General features: G+C 70.4%; 15 protein-coding genes. 11 read left to right on the top strand and 4 right to left on the bottom strand.

Going from position 1 to position 15840, the window contains the following annotated elements:
• The first annotated feature begins 184 nt into the window (after positions 1–184).
• The 5 genes from AB0912_RS23325 to AB0912_RS23305 all read left to right on the top strand — a co-directional run bounded on the left by AB0912_RS23325 (position 185) and on the right by AB0912_RS23305 (position 6572).
• A complete protein-coding gene (locus AB0912_RS23325) occupies positions 185–1192 on the top strand; it encodes an ABC transporter permease (RefSeq protein ID WP_366702762.1) in 1008 nt (335 codons plus the stop codon).
• 69 nt (positions 1193–1261) lie between these two features.
• Positions 1262–3061, top strand: a complete 1800-nt coding sequence (locus tag AB0912_RS23320; RefSeq protein ID WP_366702760.1) for an ABC transporter substrate-binding protein — start codon at positions 1262–1264, stop codon at positions 3059–3061.
• A 111-nt stretch (positions 3062–3172) separates the two neighbouring features.
• On the top strand, positions 3173–4171 hold the full coding sequence (locus AB0912_RS23315) for an ABC transporter permease (protein WP_366702758.1): 999 nt from the start codon (positions 3173–3175) through the stop codon (positions 4169–4171).
• On the top strand, positions 4168–5265 hold the full coding sequence (locus AB0912_RS23310) for an ABC transporter ATP-binding protein (RefSeq protein ID WP_366702756.1): 1098 nt from the start codon (positions 4168–4170) through the stop codon (positions 5263–5265). The genes AB0912_RS23315 and AB0912_RS23310 overlap by 4 nt, the downstream gene beginning before the upstream one ends.
• A gap of 14 nt (positions 5266–5279) precedes the next feature.
• Positions 5280–6572, top strand: coding sequence for a dipeptide ABC transporter ATP-binding protein (locus tag AB0912_RS23305; protein WP_366702864.1), 1293 nt, complete (start codon positions 5280–5282; stop codon positions 6570–6572).
• 93 nt (positions 6573–6665) lie between these two features.
• On the opposite strand, the gene AB0912_RS23300 is transcribed toward AB0912_RS23305, so the two are convergent.
• On the bottom strand, positions 6666–7187 hold the full coding sequence (locus AB0912_RS23300; RefSeq protein ID WP_366702754.1) for a hypothetical protein: 522 nt from the start codon (positions 7185–7187) through the stop codon (positions 6666–6668).
• Positions 7188–7489: 302 nt separating this feature from the next.
• Here AB0912_RS23300 and AB0912_RS23295 point away from each other — a divergent pair, with 302 nt between their 5' ends.
• A complete protein-coding gene (locus AB0912_RS23295) occupies positions 7490–8155 on the top strand; it encodes a trimeric intracellular cation channel family protein (protein ID WP_366702752.1) in 666 nt (221 codons plus the stop codon).
• On the opposite strand, the gene AB0912_RS23290 is transcribed toward AB0912_RS23295, so the two are convergent.
• Positions 8055–9476, bottom strand: a complete 1422-nt coding sequence (locus AB0912_RS23290; RefSeq protein WP_366702750.1) for an alpha/beta hydrolase-fold protein — start codon at positions 9474–9476, stop codon at positions 8055–8057. The two genes, AB0912_RS23295 and AB0912_RS23290, sit on opposite strands and share 101 nt — an antisense overlap.
• Positions 9477–9650: 174 nt before the next feature.
• Between AB0912_RS23290 and AB0912_RS23285 the strand changes: the two genes are divergently transcribed.
• Entirely contained in the window at positions 9651–10511 is an 861-nt protein-coding gene (locus AB0912_RS23285) for a thioesterase family protein (RefSeq protein WP_366702748.1), read from the top strand.
• A 269-nt stretch (positions 10512–10780) separates the two neighbouring features.
• Here AB0912_RS23285 and AB0912_RS23280 read toward each other — a convergent pair whose 3' ends face one another.
• Positions 10781–11407, bottom strand: a complete 627-nt coding sequence (locus AB0912_RS23280) for a TetR family transcriptional regulator (RefSeq protein ID WP_366702746.1) — start codon at positions 11405–11407, stop codon at positions 10781–10783.
• Between the two features lie 184 nt (positions 11408–11591).
• Between AB0912_RS23280 and AB0912_RS23275 the strand changes: the two genes are divergently transcribed.
• The 3 genes from AB0912_RS23275 (at position 11592) to AB0912_RS23265 (ending at position 13651) form a co-directional block, all read left to right on the top strand.
• Positions 11592–11759, top strand: a complete 168-nt coding sequence (locus tag AB0912_RS23275) for a hypothetical protein (protein ID WP_355867596.1) — start codon at positions 11592–11594, stop codon at positions 11757–11759.
• Positions 11760–12175: 416 nt separating this feature from the next.
• On the top strand, positions 12176–12388 hold the full coding sequence (locus AB0912_RS23270; RefSeq protein ID WP_366702862.1) for a DUF4190 domain-containing protein: 213 nt from the start codon (positions 12176–12178) through the stop codon (positions 12386–12388).
• A gap of 93 nt (positions 12389–12481) precedes the next feature.
• The gene (locus AB0912_RS23265; protein WP_366702744.1) at positions 12482–13651 is read left to right on the top strand and encodes a cysteine desulfurase family protein; all 1170 of its coding nucleotides are present in this window, start codon (positions 12482–12484) and stop codon (positions 13649–13651) included.
• A 64-nt stretch (positions 13652–13715) separates the two neighbouring features.
• Here the strand turns inward: AB0912_RS23265 and AB0912_RS23260 are convergent, their stop codons facing one another.
• Positions 13716–14411, bottom strand: coding sequence for an N-acetylmuramoyl-L-alanine amidase (locus tag AB0912_RS23260; protein ID WP_366702742.1), 696 nt, complete (start codon positions 14409–14411; stop codon positions 13716–13718).
• 60 nt (positions 14412–14471) lie between these two features.
• Between AB0912_RS23260 and mnmA the strand changes: the two genes are divergently transcribed.
• Positions 14472–15593, top strand: coding sequence for a tRNA 2-thiouridine(34) synthase MnmA (gene mnmA, locus AB0912_RS23255; protein ID WP_366702740.1), 1122 nt, complete (start codon positions 14472–14474; stop codon positions 15591–15593).
• The last annotated feature ends 247 nt before the right edge of the window (positions 15594–15840 follow it).

Genomic DNA, 15840 nt, shown 5'->3' with positions numbered 1-15840 from the left:
AACGGAACCTTCCAGATGGCATCACGTTTACGCATCCATTCACCGCCAAGTCTGGCAACAGATCGCCCAAACATTGAAGACTTCCGGCTCCAGGGGTTTAACCCCTGAGTACGACGGACTGAATCACGCCGCTACAGCGGCAAGTGCGGGCCGGCTACCGCCGGTTGAGAGGGGTCCCTGCCAGATGACGGCACCATTGCACGAGCCGACCGCGGAAGCGGCCCCGAGCGCGGCCGAGGAAGCGGCGGTTGCCGCCGCCGACCAGAAGGCCGTACAGGGGCGTTCCCTGGGCCGGATCGCCTGGGAGCGCCTGAAGCGGGACAAGCTTGCCCTGACGGGCGGTGTGGTCGTACTCGCCCTCATCGTGATCGCGCTGCTCGCACCCCTGCTCACCAACCTGGTCGGGCAGGACCCGGACGCGTACCACGAGAGCCTGATCGACCCGCTCTTCGGCACGCCCAAGGGATCGCTCGGCGGCATCAGCGGCGACCACCTGCTCGGCGTCGAGCCGGTCAACGGCCGGGACATCTTCGCCCGCATCCTCTACGGGGCCCAGATCTCCCTGCTCGTCGGCTTCCTGTCCGCCGTGGTCGCGGTCATCCTGGGCACCGTCCTCGGCATCCTGGCCGGGTTCTTCGGCGGCTGGGTCGACTCGCTCATCAGCCGCGTCATGGACGGCCTGCTGGCCTTCCCGCAGCTCCTGTTCATCATCGCGCTCGTCTCCGTCATGCCGAACACCATGCTCGGCCTGACCGGTTCCAGCGTGCGGGTGTTCGTGATGATCCTGGTCATCGGCTTCTTCGGATGGCCCTACATCGGGCGCGTGGTGCGCGGCCAGACCCTCTCGATGCGTGAGCGCGAGTACGTCGAGGCCGCCCGCTCGCTGGGCGCCGGGCGGCTGTACATCCTGTTCAAGGAGCTGCTGCCCAACCTGGTCGCCCCGATCATCGTCTACACGACGATGATGATCCCCACCAACATCCTCACCGAGGCGGCTCTCAGCTTCCTGGGCGTGGGCGTCAAGCCGCCCACGGCTTCCTGGGGACAGATGCTCTCGAACGCGATCGATTACTACGACTCGGACCCCATGTACATGGTGGTCCCCGGCGTGGCGATCTTCATCACCGTTCTTGCCTTCAACCTCTTCGGCGACGGCGTGCGGGACGCTCTGGACCCGAAGGGTTCCCGCTGAACCGCCGTACCCCAAGCGTCCCGTGGCACCTGCACGGGGTCTCTCATCAAATCCGGAGGATCCGAGATCGTGACTACCCAACGCACCTCAGGGCGGCGTAAGCAGGCGCTGGCCGCCGCTGCCGCGGTCGCCGCGTTGCTGACCACCGCAGCGTGCGGCGGCGGCGACGGCGACGGCAAGGACGGCGGCTCCAAGAACGGCGCGGCCGGCTTCGACGCCGCCAACAACAAGGTCGCCCAGGCCTCGCTGGCCAAGAAGGGCGGGACGCTGCGTTTCGGTGGCGCCCAGGACGCCGACTCGTGGGACACCACGCGCGGCTACTACGGCTTCATGTGGAACTTCGCCCGCTACTACAGCCGTCAGCTCGTCACGAACAAGACGGAGCCGGGCAAGGCCGGAGCCGAGATAGCTCCCGACCTCGCCAGCGGCCTCGCCAAGGTCTCCGACGGCGGCAAGACCTACACGTACACCCTGCGTGACGGCATCACGTGGGAGGACGGCAAGGAGATCACGTCCAAGGACGTGAAGTACGGCATCGAGCGCGTGTGGGCGCAGGACGTGCTGTCCGGCGGCCCCGTGTACCTGAAGGACGTCCTCGACCCGAAGGGCGCCTACAAGGGCCCCTACAAGGACACCTCCAAGGACAAGCTCGGTCTGAAGGCGATCGACACGCCGGACGACAAGACCATCGTCTTCCACCTCCCGAAGGCCAACTCGGACTTCGAGGAGATGCTCGCCCTGGTCTCGGCCTCGCCGGTCCGCCAGGACAAGGACACCAAGTCCAAGTACGGCCTGCACCCGTTCTCCTCGGGCCCGTACAAGTTCGAGTCCTACAGCCCGGGCAAGGACCTGACCCTGGTCCGCAACTCCGCGTGGAAGGCGTCCTCGGACCCGATCCGCAAGGCGTACCCGGACAAGATCACGGTCAAGTTCTTCTCGAACGCCAATGACCTGGACCAGCGTCTGATCAACAACGACCTGGACCTGGACATCAACCAGACCGGCATGTCGCCGCAGGGCCGCACCACCGCCCTGAAGCAGCACAAGGCCAACCTGGACAACCCGGTCTCCGGCTACATCCGTTACGCGGTCTTCCCGCAGAGCGTGAAGCCGTTCGACAACGCCGACTGCCGCAAGGCCGTCATCTACGGCGCCGACCACGTGTCGCTGCAGACCGCCCGTGGCGGCCCGGTCGCCGGTGGCGACATCGGCACCAACATGCTGCCCCCGTCGGTCGCGGGTGCCGAGGGCCAGAAGTACGACCCGTACGGCATCTCGGGCGAGAACAAGAACGGCAACGTGGCCAAGGCCAAGGAGGCCCTGAAGGCCTGCGGCAAGCCGGGCGGCTTCTCCACCACGATCGCCGTGCGCAACAACAAGCCGGTCGAGGTTGCCACCGCCCAGTCGCTCCAGGCGTCGCTGAAGAAGATCGGCATCAACGCCCAGATCGACCAGTACGACGGCTCGCAGACCACCGGCATCATCGGTAGCCCCGCCAACGTGAAGAAGAAGGGCTACGGCATCATCATCATGGGCTGGGGCCCGGACTTCCCGTCCGTGCAGGGCTTCGGTCTCCCGCTGTGGGACAGCAAGTACATCCTCGACAGCGGTAACTCGAACTACGCGCTGATCAAGGACAAGGCGATCGACGGCCTGTTCGACGACTACGTCAACACGCTGGACGACGCCGGCAAGACCAAGATCGCCACGGAGATCAACCACAAGGTCATGGAGGGCGGCTACTACCTGCCCTTCACCTTCGAGAAGTTCATCAACTGGCGCGGGGACAACCTGGCGAACGTGTACACCACCGACGGCTACAGCGGTATGTACGACTTCGTCAACCTCGGCCTGAAGTCCGCGAAGTAACCCCGGCACACCCGCCGTACGGCACGAAAGGCAGGTGAAGGCCGGCGCGGCGTGATCGCGGGCCATCGGACGACCTCCGATGGCCCGCGGTCCCGCAGCGGGCCGTAAGCTGTGCTCGCTTACCTCATCAGGCGGCTGTTCGCCGCCGCAGTGATGCTCGTGGTCATCATCATGGTGGTCTTCGGCATCTTCTTCCTCGTCCCCAAGTGGGCGGGCGTCGACGTCGCCACAAGCTTCGTGGGCAAGCAGGCGGACCCCGCGGCCGTCGAGGCCGTACGGCAGAAGCTGGGCCTGAGCGACCCGATCTACCAGCAGGTCTGGGAGTTCTTCAAGGGCATCTTCGCGGGCCGCACCTACGCGGCCGGCGGTGACGTCACCCACTGCGCCGCCCCGTGCTTCGGCTACTCCTTCCGCAGCGAGCAGGCCGTCTGGCCGGTGCTCACCGACCGCTTCCCGGTGACCCTGGGACTCGCGCTCGGTGCCGCCGTGCTGTGGCTCGTGTTCGGTGTCGCCGCCGGTGTGCTCTCCGCGCTCAAGCGGGGCAGCCTCTGGGACCGCGGTGCCATGGTCGTCGCCCTGGCGGGTGTGTCTCTCCCCATCTACTTCACCGGTCTGCTCAGCCTCGCGATCTTCGCGTTCGGGCTGAAATGGATCGACGCGCAGTACGTGCCCCTCGACCAGAGCTTCTCGGGCTGGTTCGGCGGCATGATCCTCCCCTGGATCACCCTGGCCTTCCTGTACGCGGCGATGTACGCCCGGATCACCCGCGCCAACATGCTGGAGATCCTCGGCGAGGACTACATCCGCACCGCCCGCGCCAAGGGCCTGGGCGAACCCGTCGTCATCGGCAAGCACGCCATGCGCTCCACGATGACGCCCATCCTCACCATGCTCGGCATGGACCTCGGCGCCCTCATCGGCGGCGCGATCCTGACCGAGACGACGTTCAGCCTGCCCGGCCTCGGCCAGGCCGTGCTCAACGGCATCAAGAACCAGGACCTGCCCATCATTCTGGGCGTCACCCTGATCACTTCTCTCGCGGTGCTGATCGCCAACCTCGTGGTAGACGTCCTGTACGCCGTGATCGACCCCCGAGTGAGGCTTTCATGACGGACCTCAGCAAGAGCGGAGCGGCCGTGGGCGAGCCCGTCAGCGCCCGCCCGGCCCCCACCTCCTTCCTGGAGGTGCGCGACCTGAAGGTGCACTTCCCGACCGACGACGGCCTGGTCAAGTCCGTCGACGGCCTCACCTTCTCGCTCGACAAAGGCAAGACGCTCGGCATCGTGGGCGAGTCCGGTTCCGGCAAGTCCGTCACCTCGCTCGGCATCATGGGCCTGCACACCGCCGGCCAGTACGGCAAGCGCAAGGCGCAGATCTCCGGCGAGATCTGGCTGGACGGCACCGAGCTGCTCTCCGCCGACCCGGACGAGGTGCGCAAGCTCCGCGGCCGCGAGATGGCGATGATCTTCCAGGACCCGCTGTCCGCGCTGCACCCGTACTTCACGATCGGCCAGCAGATCGTGGAGGCGTACCGCATCCATCACAAGGTCGACAAGAAGACCGCCAGGCGCCGGGCCGTCGAGATGCTCGACCGGGTGGGCATCCCCCAGCCGGACAAGCGGGTCGACAACTACCCGCACGAGTTCTCCGGCGGTATGCGCCAGCGCGCGATGATCGCGATGTCGCTGGTCAACAACCCCGAGCTGCTCATCGCCGACGAGCCGACGACCGCCCTCGACGTCACCGTCCAGGCGCAGATCCTCGACCTCATCCGCGACCTCCAGAAGGAGTTCGGCTCCGCGGTCATCGTCATCACCCACGACCTGGGCGTCGTCGCCGAACTCGCCGACGACATCCTGGTGATGTACGGCGGGCGCTGCGTCGAGCGGGGACCGGCCGAGAAGGTGTTCTACGAGCCCCGGCACCCCTACACCTGGGGTCTGCTCGGCTCGATGCCGCGGCTCGACCGCGACCAGCAGGAACGCCTCATCCCGGTCAAGGGCTCGCCGCCCTCCCTCATCAACATCCCGTCCGGCTGTGCCTTCAACCCGCGTTGCCCGTACGCGGACGTGCCGAAGGACAACGTCACCCGCACGGTCCGCCCCGAGCTGACCGAGGTCGGCAGCCAGCACTGGGCCGCCTGCCACATGACGCAGGAGCAGCGGGAGCGTATCTGGACCGAAGAGATTGCGCCGAAGCTGTGAGCGAGAACAAGGCAGTGAGCATCCCCGCGCAGAGTGATGGTCTCCAGCTCACCAAGGACGCCGCCCACGGCGAGACCCTGCTGAAGGTGACCGGACTCCAGAAGCACTTCCCGATCAAGAAGGGCCTGCTCCAGCGGCAGGTCGGCGCCGTGCACGCGGTCGACGGACTCGACTTCGAGGTCAAGGCGGGCGAGACGCTCGGCGTCGTGGGCGAGTCGGGCTGCGGCAAGTCGACGATGGGCCGGCTGATCACCCGGCTGCTCGAACCGACCGGCGGCACGATCGAGTTCGAGGGCAAGGACATCACGCACCTCGGGGTGAGCGGGATGCGCCCGCTGCGCCGCGATGTGCAGATGATCTTCCAGGACCCGTACTCGTCGCTGAACCCGCGCCACACCATCGGCACGATCATCGGTGCTCCCTTCAAGCTCCAGGGCGTCGACCCCGAGGGCGGCATCAAGAAGGAAGTGCAGCGGCTGCTGTCGGTGGTCGGGCTCAACCCCGAGCACTACAACCGCTACCCGCACGAGTTCTCCGGCGGCCAGCGCCAGCGCATCGGCATCGCCCGCGCTCTGGCGCTCAACCCCAAGCTGGTCGTGGCGGACGAGCCGGTCTCCGCGCTGGACGTGTCGATCCAGGCCCAGGTCGTCAACCTGCTCGACGACCTCCAGCAGGAACTCGGCCTGACGTACGTGATCATCGCGCACGACCTCTCGGTGGTGCGGCACGTCTCGGACCGGATCGCCGTGATGTACCTCGGCAAGATCGTCGAGCTGGCGGACCGCGAGGCGCTGTACAAGGCGCCGATGCACCCGTACACCAAGGCGCTGATGTCGGCGGTGCCGATCCCCGACCCGCGGCGCAAGAACGAGAAGAGCGAGCGCATCCTCCTCACCGGGGACGTGCCCTCGCCGATCTCGCCGCCGAGCGGCTGCCGCTTCCACACCCGGTGCTGGAAGGCGACGCAGATCTGCACGACGACGGAGCCGAAGCTCGTGGAGCTGAAGCCCGGTCAGCAGGTCGCCTGCCACCACCCGGAGAGCTTCGCGGACCAGGCCCCGCAGGACACCGTGCTGCTGTCCGTCGCCAAGCGGGCCGCCGAGCTGGTGGCCGACGAGGTGCTCGCGGAGTCGGCGGAGACGTCGGCCGCGGTCGCCGCCGAGCGGGAGACGGCCACCGCCGAGCAGTCCGGCGAGACCACGACCGAGGACTCCGCCACGGACGCCGCGGTCGCGGACGCTTCGGGCGCTTCGGACGCGGAGTCGGAAACGCCGGCTGAGAAGCCCGCGGCCGAGCCCGAGAAGTAGCCGGCGCGGAAAGCGACGGCGCGGCAGACGCCTGTGCCCCGGTGGCCGGAGAAATCCGGCCACCGGGGCACAGGCATTTCGGTGCGTCACATATCAGGAACCGGTCTCCCAGTAATGCCAGCCCACGGAAGTGGCGGGCAGTTTCGCGGTTCCCCTCTTCAGCACCGTCACCGAGCAGTTCGGGTTGGTGCGGTTCGACTCCCAGCCCACCTTGTATCCGCTGGAGCCGTACTGCAGGTTTCCGTACTTGTTGGCGTGAATGTTGTGCGAGTACGTGTGGCCGGTGGTCACGGCCACGGACTTGGTGATGCTGCCGCTCACGGAGGCCTTCGCCGAGGCGAACAGATAGCTGGCGCTCACTTCGAGGGAGGTGGAGAGGCTGTACGTGATGGTGGACGCCCGGGTGACGGACGCGGTGATGGTGCCACCGGGGCCGTCCTTGAAGTACGCGCCGCTCGCGGGGAGACGGTAGGAGCTGTGCGAGGTGATCCGGACGCCGTAATCGAGCGGGCACTGCCTTTTCGGAGTGACGACCGCGGAGGCCGGAGCCGCGCCCACGACAAACGGAATGGCTCCGGCCATGACGAGCGTGGCCAACTTCGTTCTCTTGCGCATGATTTCCCCCATGGTCATGGTTCGGCCTCCGGGTCAGTGGAGTCCGTGAAGCTGCGGCGAGCCTATGGAGTTGACTGAGAGTGGTCAATTGAATTCGGTTGTGTTGAGGAACAGTTGAGCTTGCCGTGCCGCGCGGGTAAAAACTTGGGAAGTCGGGAGGATCGATATCCTCAAGTGGCCCTGTTTGGAACCCCGTTGATGGGATGGCGGGATGCCGCACCCCGGTCCCGCGTCCCGCGTACGCCTTCCGCCAGGCCCTTTCCCGGTCGGGCGCACGCCCCGCGGCAGGTGACAATGTCGGCGTGCTCCTGCAACTGTTCAGCCCCTCCGTCCAGCACACGCTCGACCTGATCGGTATCTTCGTCTTCGCGATCTCCGGCGCCCTGCTGGCCGTCCGGAAGAACTTCGACGTCTTCGGTATCGCCGTCCTCGCGGAGATCACCGCCCTGGGCGGAGGGCTGCTGCGCGACATCATCATCGGTGCCGTACCCCCGGCGGCCTTCACCGATCTGGGGTACTTCACCACGCCGTTCGTCGCCGCCCTGCTCGTCTTCTTCCTGCACCCCCAGGTGGAGCGCATCCAGGTCGGCGTGAACGTCTTCGACGCGGCCGGGCTCGGCCTGTTCTGCGTCACGGGCACCGTGAAGGCGTACGCCTACGGGCTCGGCCTCACCGCCTCGGCCGCCCTCGGCCTCGCGACCGCCGTCGGCGGCGGCGTACTGCGCGACGTCCTCGCCAACGAGGTGCCCTCACTGCTGCGCTGGGACCGCGACCTGTACGCCGTGCCCGCGATGGTCGGCGCCGCCATGGTGGCCCTCTGCATCCGCTACGACGCGCTCACCCCCTTCACCAGCGGCCTCGCCGTGGTCACGGCCTTCGCGCTGCGGCTGCTCGCGATGCGCTATCACTGGCGTGCCCCGCGGGCGTGGAACCGCCGTTCGACGGTGAGCGAGGAAGAGACCCTCTGACCCCGCCCGGTCCGACCCCGCCCGGTCCGGCCCCGCCCGCCCCGACGCCACCCGGTCCGGCCTCGCCCGCCCTGGCCCCGCCCGCCCCGGCGTCGTCCCGCCTGGCCCGGCCCGCCCCGGCGCCGTCCCGGGAGCGGTCGGTGTCGCCGGTCGCCACCAGGTGGCCGGTGCCGGTGGCGGGGACCGAGCCGGCCGCCGCGGACGCCCGGAGGCGGGCGGTCAGCCAGCGGAACACCTCGGGCAACTGTGGCCGCCACAGGCCCATGTCGTGGCCGCCCGCGCTGCGCGGCAGCAGCACCACGTCCACCCGCGTCGGCGGCTTCGCGATCCGCCGCATCGCCGCCCCCGCCTCGTAGCCGTCACCGGACTCGCCGGAGAAGTAGAGCGCGACCGGCGGCGGGAGCCGGTCGGCGCGGAGCCGGACGGCGGGGTTGTTGCGCAGCCGCAGTTCCGGGTTCCGCCCGGCGAGCGAACTGCGTTCCTCGTGGGGGTCGTTGTAGCCCGACATGCTCACCGCGGCCCGGAACCGGTCGGGGTGGGCGACGGCCAGCTTGGTGGCGCAGTGCGCCCCGGCCGAGTACCCGGCGGTCGCCCAGCCGCCCGGTGCGGGCTCGGCCCGGAAGTTGTCCCTGACCATCCTCGGCACGTCGACGCCGAGCCAGCTCTCCGCGTTCACCGTGCCCGGGATGTTCGCGCAGCCCGTGTCCGCCCGGGCCAGCAGATTGGTGCGCGGCGCGACCAGGATGAACGGCGCCACCCGCCCGTCGCGCATCAGCGGCAGCAGTTGCTCGTGCACCCTGAGCGAGTCGAACCAGGCCCGTGCGGAGCCCGGGTAGCCCGGCAGCAGCTCCACGACGGGGAACGAGCGGTGGCGGTAGGCCGGTTCGTGGTACTGCGGCGGCAGCCAGACGTAGACCTCGGCGTGCACCCCGGAGATCTGCCCGCGCAGCTCGGTGACGCGCACCCCGCCCGCCTTGTCCATGGCGGGCCCCTCGGCCGGCTCGAAGGTCTGCCGGACGCGGGGGAGTGCCTCCAGGGCGATCCCGCCGGTGCCGTCCGCGCCGAGGTCGGCGGCCTGCTCGACATGGTCGCCGGTGCCCAGCAGGTCGGCCCAGTCGTCGTAGAGACCGTTGGCGTTGTTCACCAGGACGAAGACCAGGCTGATCGCGGTGGCCTGGGCGAACAGCAGCATCAGCAGCCGGGCCGTGCCGCGCGCGGGCCCCGGTCCGGGCACCCGGGACCACAGGGCAAGCGGCAGTGCGAGGGCGACGGCACAGAGCGCGATCATGGTCAGGAGGAACGGCGTCCCGGTGAGGCTCATGCCCTGACAGAGGCCGGCTCGAGCCGATTGGTCACGGGTGATTCCGGACACTTGCCGAGAAAATGGCGAACGATCACCCTCCTGGACGGGCGTTCATCTCCACCTGGACGGGCGTTCATCTTCACGCAACACTAAAAGCTACCGCTTAGTAATCACCTGTTGTACCGTTCAGGTATGCCAGAAGCAGCTTCGGTACAGGCCGCATGGGCCACGATCGGCGACAGCGAGTTCGACCGCGACACCGCGGTCACCGAGCGCGCGCCGGGCGTCTACGACGTGGACCTCTCCGCCGGGTGGACGATCATCACCGCCGTCAACGGCGGCTATCTGCTGGCCGTCATCGGCCGCGCGCTCGCCCACGCCCTGCCGCACTCCGACCCGTTCACGGTCTCCGCGCACTACCTGACCGCCTCCCAGCCGGGCCCCGCGGTCATTCGCACGGAGGTCGTCCGCACCGGCCGGACCCTGTCGACGGGCCAGGCGTCCCTCTTCCAGTACGACGAGGCGGGCCGTGAGGTCGAGCGGATCCGCGTCCTCGCCTCCTACGGTGACCTCGACGCGCTTCCCGACGACGTCCGGACCACCGCGGTCCCGCCCGTCTTCCCGCCCATGGACCAGTGCTTCGGTCCGCAGGACGCGCCCGCCCCGATCCCCGGCAGCTCGGCGATCACCGACCGGCTCTTCCTCAAGCTCGACCCCGCCACCCTGGGCTGGGCGCTCGGCGCACCGTCCGGGAAGGGCGAGATGCGGTCCTGGTTCGGGCTCGCCGACGGCCGGGACGCGGACCCGCTCTCGCTGCTCCTCGCGGTGGACGCGCTGCCGCCGACCGCCTTCGAGATCGGGCTGTCCGGCTGGGTGCCGACCGTCGAGCTGACCGTGCACGTGCGCTGCCGTCCCGCGCCCGGCCCGCTGCGGGTGTCGATCACCACCCGCAACCTCGCCGGCGGCTTCCTGGAGGAGGACGCCGAGGTCTGGGACAGCGCGGACCGGCTGGTGGCCCAGTCCCGCCAACTCGCCCGCGCCCGCCTCGGCTGACGGCCCGCCGGCCCGGGGGGACTTGGCCGGCCCGAAGGGGTCGGTGGGTTCACCCCGGTCGCAGGCCTGGCATGCCTGCCGGCCCCGCAGCGCCGCTCTTGTCCCGTACGGGGATGGGGGCGGCGCACCCCTTTTCGCGCCGGCGCCGGGCCGGGCGTGCCCCTTCCGCGTCGGACCCCGCCGCCGGGCCGGGCGTACCCCTTCCGAGGGGGACCCCGCCGCCGGACCCGGCGTACCTCTTCCGCGTCGGACCCCGCCGCCAGGGCAGGTCAGCCGAGCCAGTTGCGGCGGCCGATGCTGATCAGCCGCATCTGGCGGCTCGCCACCCGGGCCACCCGCTCGCGCTCCGCCTCGGAGCCGTCCAGCGCCTCCAGGAACGCCGAGGCCGCCATCAGCATGTGGTCGACGTAGAGCCCCGCCAGCATGAGCAGGTCCTCGTCGTTCCACCCCTTCGACTCGGGGTGTTCGGCGAGCGCGTCCCTCACCTCCCCGGCGAACCGGGCCAGTTGCTCGCGGATCGCGTCCCGCACCGACTGCACCCCGCCGTGCCGCTCGCGCGCGATGAAGCGGACGTGCGCGGGGTGCGCCTGAACATGATGGGCGATCAACTCCACGGCGCGGGCGATCCGTTCGTCGCTGTCGCCGGCCGCGGACACCGTGTCCTCGATCATCGGGTGCAGACTCCCGAGCGCCTCCTCGACCAGCGCCACCCCGAGATCCGCCGTCGAGCGGAAATGCCGGTAGAAGGCGGTCGGCGCCACTCCCACCGCGCGCGTGACCTCCCGCAGACCCAGGCTGCTCAGGCTCTGGTCCTCCAGAAGCGCCAACGCGGCGTCCAGCAGCGCCTGTCGGGTCTTCTGCTTCTGCGCCTGCCGGATGCCGAGAGTGTGACTCATGCCATGCAGTTAACAACTGTTCTCTGGAATTTCAAAGCCCTCGGACGCGCTAGACTCAAGAGTCAGTGAACAAGTGTTACTACAACCGTTCACTGAGTCGACAAGTCCCGGAAACAATCGGGCCTCACCGTCGAGGCACGGGTGGTCCGGGACAGGACCACGAGACTTCTTCGAGAGGCATCTCATGCTGTTCCTCGTCGCCGCACTCCTGCTGCTCGGCGTCGTCATGGGCACCGTGGCGCACGCGCCGCTGCCCGTCACCCTGGTCGCCGCGGCCGTCATCGGCATCTGGCTGGTCGTCTTCGCGCTGCGCGAGCGCGGCGCCCGCCGCCGCCACACCTCCGCCGGCTGACCGCCGCCACACCTCCGCCGGCTGACCGCCGCCACACCTCCGCCGGCTGACCGCCGCCACACCTCCGCCGGCTGACCGCCGGCCCACCGCACCCTCGCCGACCGGCCCGTGGTTCCGTTCCTCCACCAACCCACCGTTGGGAGCTGACGTACGTCATGGCACTCACCACTCACTCCGCCGGCACCACCCGATCCGCCGACCCCACCCGCACCGCGGGAACCGGCACCGACACAGGCCGCGGCACCGGCCGTGGCACCGACACCGACTCCGGCCGCGCAGCGGACGCCAACCGCGCCACGGACGCCCCGCGTACCGCGAACTCCCCCCGGACCGGGGAAGCCGCCCACTCCGGGGAAGCCGCCCGCTCCGAGGCCGCCCCCGCCGCCCGCCGGAGCCGTGTCCGGGACGCGGACGGCATGGCCGTGGCCGCCTTCATCCTCGGTCTGGTCGGCCTGCTGGTCCTCAACGTCTTCCTCGGCCCCCTCGCCATCGTGCTCGCCTCCGTCGCCCTGTGGCGCGGGACCGCCCGCCGTGGCCGCGCGTTCCTCGGCCTCGGCCTCGGCATCGCCGACCTGGTCGTCCTGATCGCCGTCATGCAGGTCGACAGCACGGTGTCCTGGAGCTTCTGAGCCGTCCGGCAGCCCCCCGCGCGGGCCGCGACGACGGCCATGCCGGTGGGGGCGGCGGCGAGGGAACGAAGGGCCCGTAGAATCGGGCCCACCATGGCTTACCTCGACCACGCCGCGACCACCCCGATGCTCCCCGAGGCGGTAGAGGCACTGACCGCCCACCTGAGCGTCACGGGCAACGCCTCCTCCCTCCACGCCGCCGGCCGCCGCGCCCGGAGGACGGTCGAGGAGGCCCGCGAGAGCTTGGCGGACGCCCTGGGCGCCCGCCCCAGCGAGGTGGTCTTCACCTCCGGCGGCACCGAGGCCGACAACCTCGCGGTGAAGGGCCTCTACTGGTCCCGCCGGGACGCCGACCCGGCCCGCACCCGGGTCCTGTCGAGCCCCGTCGAGCACCACGCCGTCCTCGACGCCGTCCACTGGCTCGGCGAGCACGAGGGCGCCACCGTCGAGTACCTCCCCGTGGACGCCCACGGCCGCGTCCACCCCGACGCCCTCCGCGAGGCCATCGCCCGCAACCCCGACGACGTCGCCCTCGCCACCGTCATGTGGGCCAACAACGAGATCGGCACCCTCATGCCGGTCCGTGAACTCGCCGACGTCGCCGCCGAGTTCGGCGTCCCGCTGCACGCCGACGCCGTGCAGGCCTTCGGACAGGTCCCCGTCGACTTCGCCGCCTCCGGCCTCGCCGCGATGACCGTCTCCGGCCACAAGATCGGCGGCCCGTACGGGATCGGGGCGCTGCTGCTGGGCCGCGAGTACACCCCCGTACCCGTGCTGCACGGCGGCGGCCAGGAGCGGCACGTCCGCTCCGGCACGCTCGACGTCCCCGCCATCGCCTCCTTCGCGGTCGCCGGCCGGCTGGCCGCCGAGCAGCGCGAGTGGTTCGCCCGCGAGATCGGCGGCCTGCGCGACGACCTGGTCGACGCCGTCCGCAAGGCCGTGCCCGACGCGATCCTCGGCGGCGACCCGGCCCCCGGCGGCCGGCTGCCCGCCAACGCGCACTTCACCTTCCCCGGCTGCGAGGGCGACTCCCTCCTGCTGCTGCTCGACGCCCAGGGCATCGAGTGCTCCACCGGCTCGGCCTGCACCGCGGGCGTGGCCCAGCCCAGCCACGTCCTCCTCGCCACCGGCACCGACCCGGACCTCGCGCGCGGCACCCTGCGCTTCTCCCTCGGCCACACCTCCACGGAGGCCGACGTCGACGCGGTGGCCCGGGCGATCGCCCCCGCCGTGGAACGGGCGCGCACCGCCGGCCTCACCTGACCGGCCCCGCCCGCGCCCTCAGGCGACTGCAGCCCGCGCCCTCAGGCGGCCACCGCCCGCGCCCTCAGGCGGCCACCGTCCGCGCCCGCCGGACCAGGCGCATGTACCGGTCCCAGTCCCAGTACCTCCCGGGGTCGGTGTGGTCGGTGCCCGGCACCTCCACGTGGCCGATGATGTGCTTGCGGTCCACCGGTATGCCGTACCGCCCGCATATCCCGGCCGTCAGCCGCGCCGACGCCTCGTACATCGCGTCCGTGAACGAGGCGGCGCTCTCCACGAAGCCCTCGTGCTCGATGCCGACACTGCGCTCGTTGTACGCCCGGTTGCCCGCGTGGAACGCCACGTCCAGCTCGCGGATCATCTGGGTGACCTGCCCGTCCTTGCGGACCACGTAGTGCGCCGCCGCTCCGTGCCCCGGGTCCTGGAAGACCCGCACCGCGCTCGCGTAACTGCCCTGGGTGACATGGATGATCACCCGGTCGATCGCGTAGTCGTCGGGGCGGTCCGCCCGCCGCCAGTTCGCCGGTGACGCCGACACCCACCGCGCGCCCCGGAAGTCCACCGCCCCCGCGACTCTCGGCTTCTCCACGCCGGGCATCCGCCACCACATGTGCGACAGCACGTCCCGCGCGATCGCCGCCGTGCCGATCGCGGCCGCCACACCGCCGACCAGCAGCACCCGGCGGCCGACCGCCGCGTCCGCGTCTTTCGCCCCCGCCTTGGATCCACGGCCCTGCGGCTTCCCCTTTTTCGCCCCCATGCGATCTTCAACGGATACTCGCGGGATCCGGTTCCCGGCGACCCGTACTCTGGAGGGGTTATGACTGACACCTCGCAGCGCCCCCTCCGCGTCCTCGCCGCCATGTCGGGCGGAGTGGACTCCGCCGTAGCCGCCGCCCGTGCCGCCGAGGCCGGGCACGACGTGACGGGCGTCCACCTCGCCCTGTCGGCGAACCCCCAGTCGTTCCGCACCGGAGCGCGCGGCTGCTGCACCATCGAGGACTCGCGCGACGCCCGCCGCGCCGCCGACGTCATCGGCATCCCCTTCTACGTCTGGGACCTCGCCGAGCGCTTCCGCGAGGACGTGGTCGAGGACTTCATCGCCGAGTACGAGGCGGGCCGCACCCCGAACCCGTGCCTGCGCTGCAACGAGAAGATCAAGTTCGCGGCCCTGCTCGACAAGGCGCTCGCGCTCGGCTTCGACGCGGTCTGCACCGGCCACTACGCCCAGGTGATCGTCCGCGAGGACGGCACCCGCGAACTGCACCGCGCCTCCGACATGGCCAAGGACCAGTCCTACGTCCTCGGCGTCCTCGACGACCGGCAGCTCGCGCACGCGCTGTTCCCGCTCGGCGACACCGTCACCACCAAGGACGAGATCCGCGCCGAGGCCGAGCGCCGGGGCCTGGCCGTCGCCAAGAAGCCGGACTCGCACGACATCTGCTTCATCGCCGACGGGGACACCCAGGGCTTCCTGGCCAGCCGGCTGGGCAAGGCCGAGGGCGACATCGTGGACGAGGCCGGCGCGGTCGTCGGCTCCCACGACGGCGCGTTCGGCTTCACCATCGGCCAGCGCAAGGGGCTGCGCATCGGCACCCCGGCCCCGGACGGCAAGCCGCGCTACGTCCTCGACATCTCGCCGGTGGACAACAGGGTGACGGTCGGCCCGGCCGCCTCCCTGGACGTCTCCGCGCTCACCGCGATCAAGCCCCGCTGGTGCGGCGCCGCCCCCACTGGCCCCGGCACCTACACGGCCCAGCTCCGCGCCCACGGCGGCGAGACCGAGGTGAGCGCCGACCTGGTCGACGGCGAGCTGCGGGTCACCTTCACCGAGCCGGTCCGGGGCGTGGCACCCGGCCAGGCGATCGTCCTGTACGACGGCACGCGCGTGGTGGGCTCGGCGACGATCGCGACGACCACGCGCGCGACGGCCGGGGTCTGAGGCCCGCCGGCCGCCACGCCCTGTCGTCACATCCCCGCCTGCCTGCCGACGCCACGCGCGCGCCCCAGGCTCTTGGCTGCGCTCGAACAGGGGAGACCCCGATGACGCCGCCAGGCCCGCCCTCCGGACGACCGACGGGGAATGACGACAGGACCTAGGGCGTGTCGTTTGGATCAGGTGGCGCCGGAGTGCGGCGCCTTGTCGGCTGGGCCGAGCGGGGCAGGGTGCGTGCAGCTGCAAGGCGGAG

The organism is Streptomyces sp. NPDC007084 (assembly GCF_040703595.1).
Lineage (GTDB): Bacteria > Actinomycetota > Actinomycetes > Streptomycetales > Streptomycetaceae > Streptomyces.
This window is presented reverse-complemented; position numbering and strand designations above follow the sequence as displayed.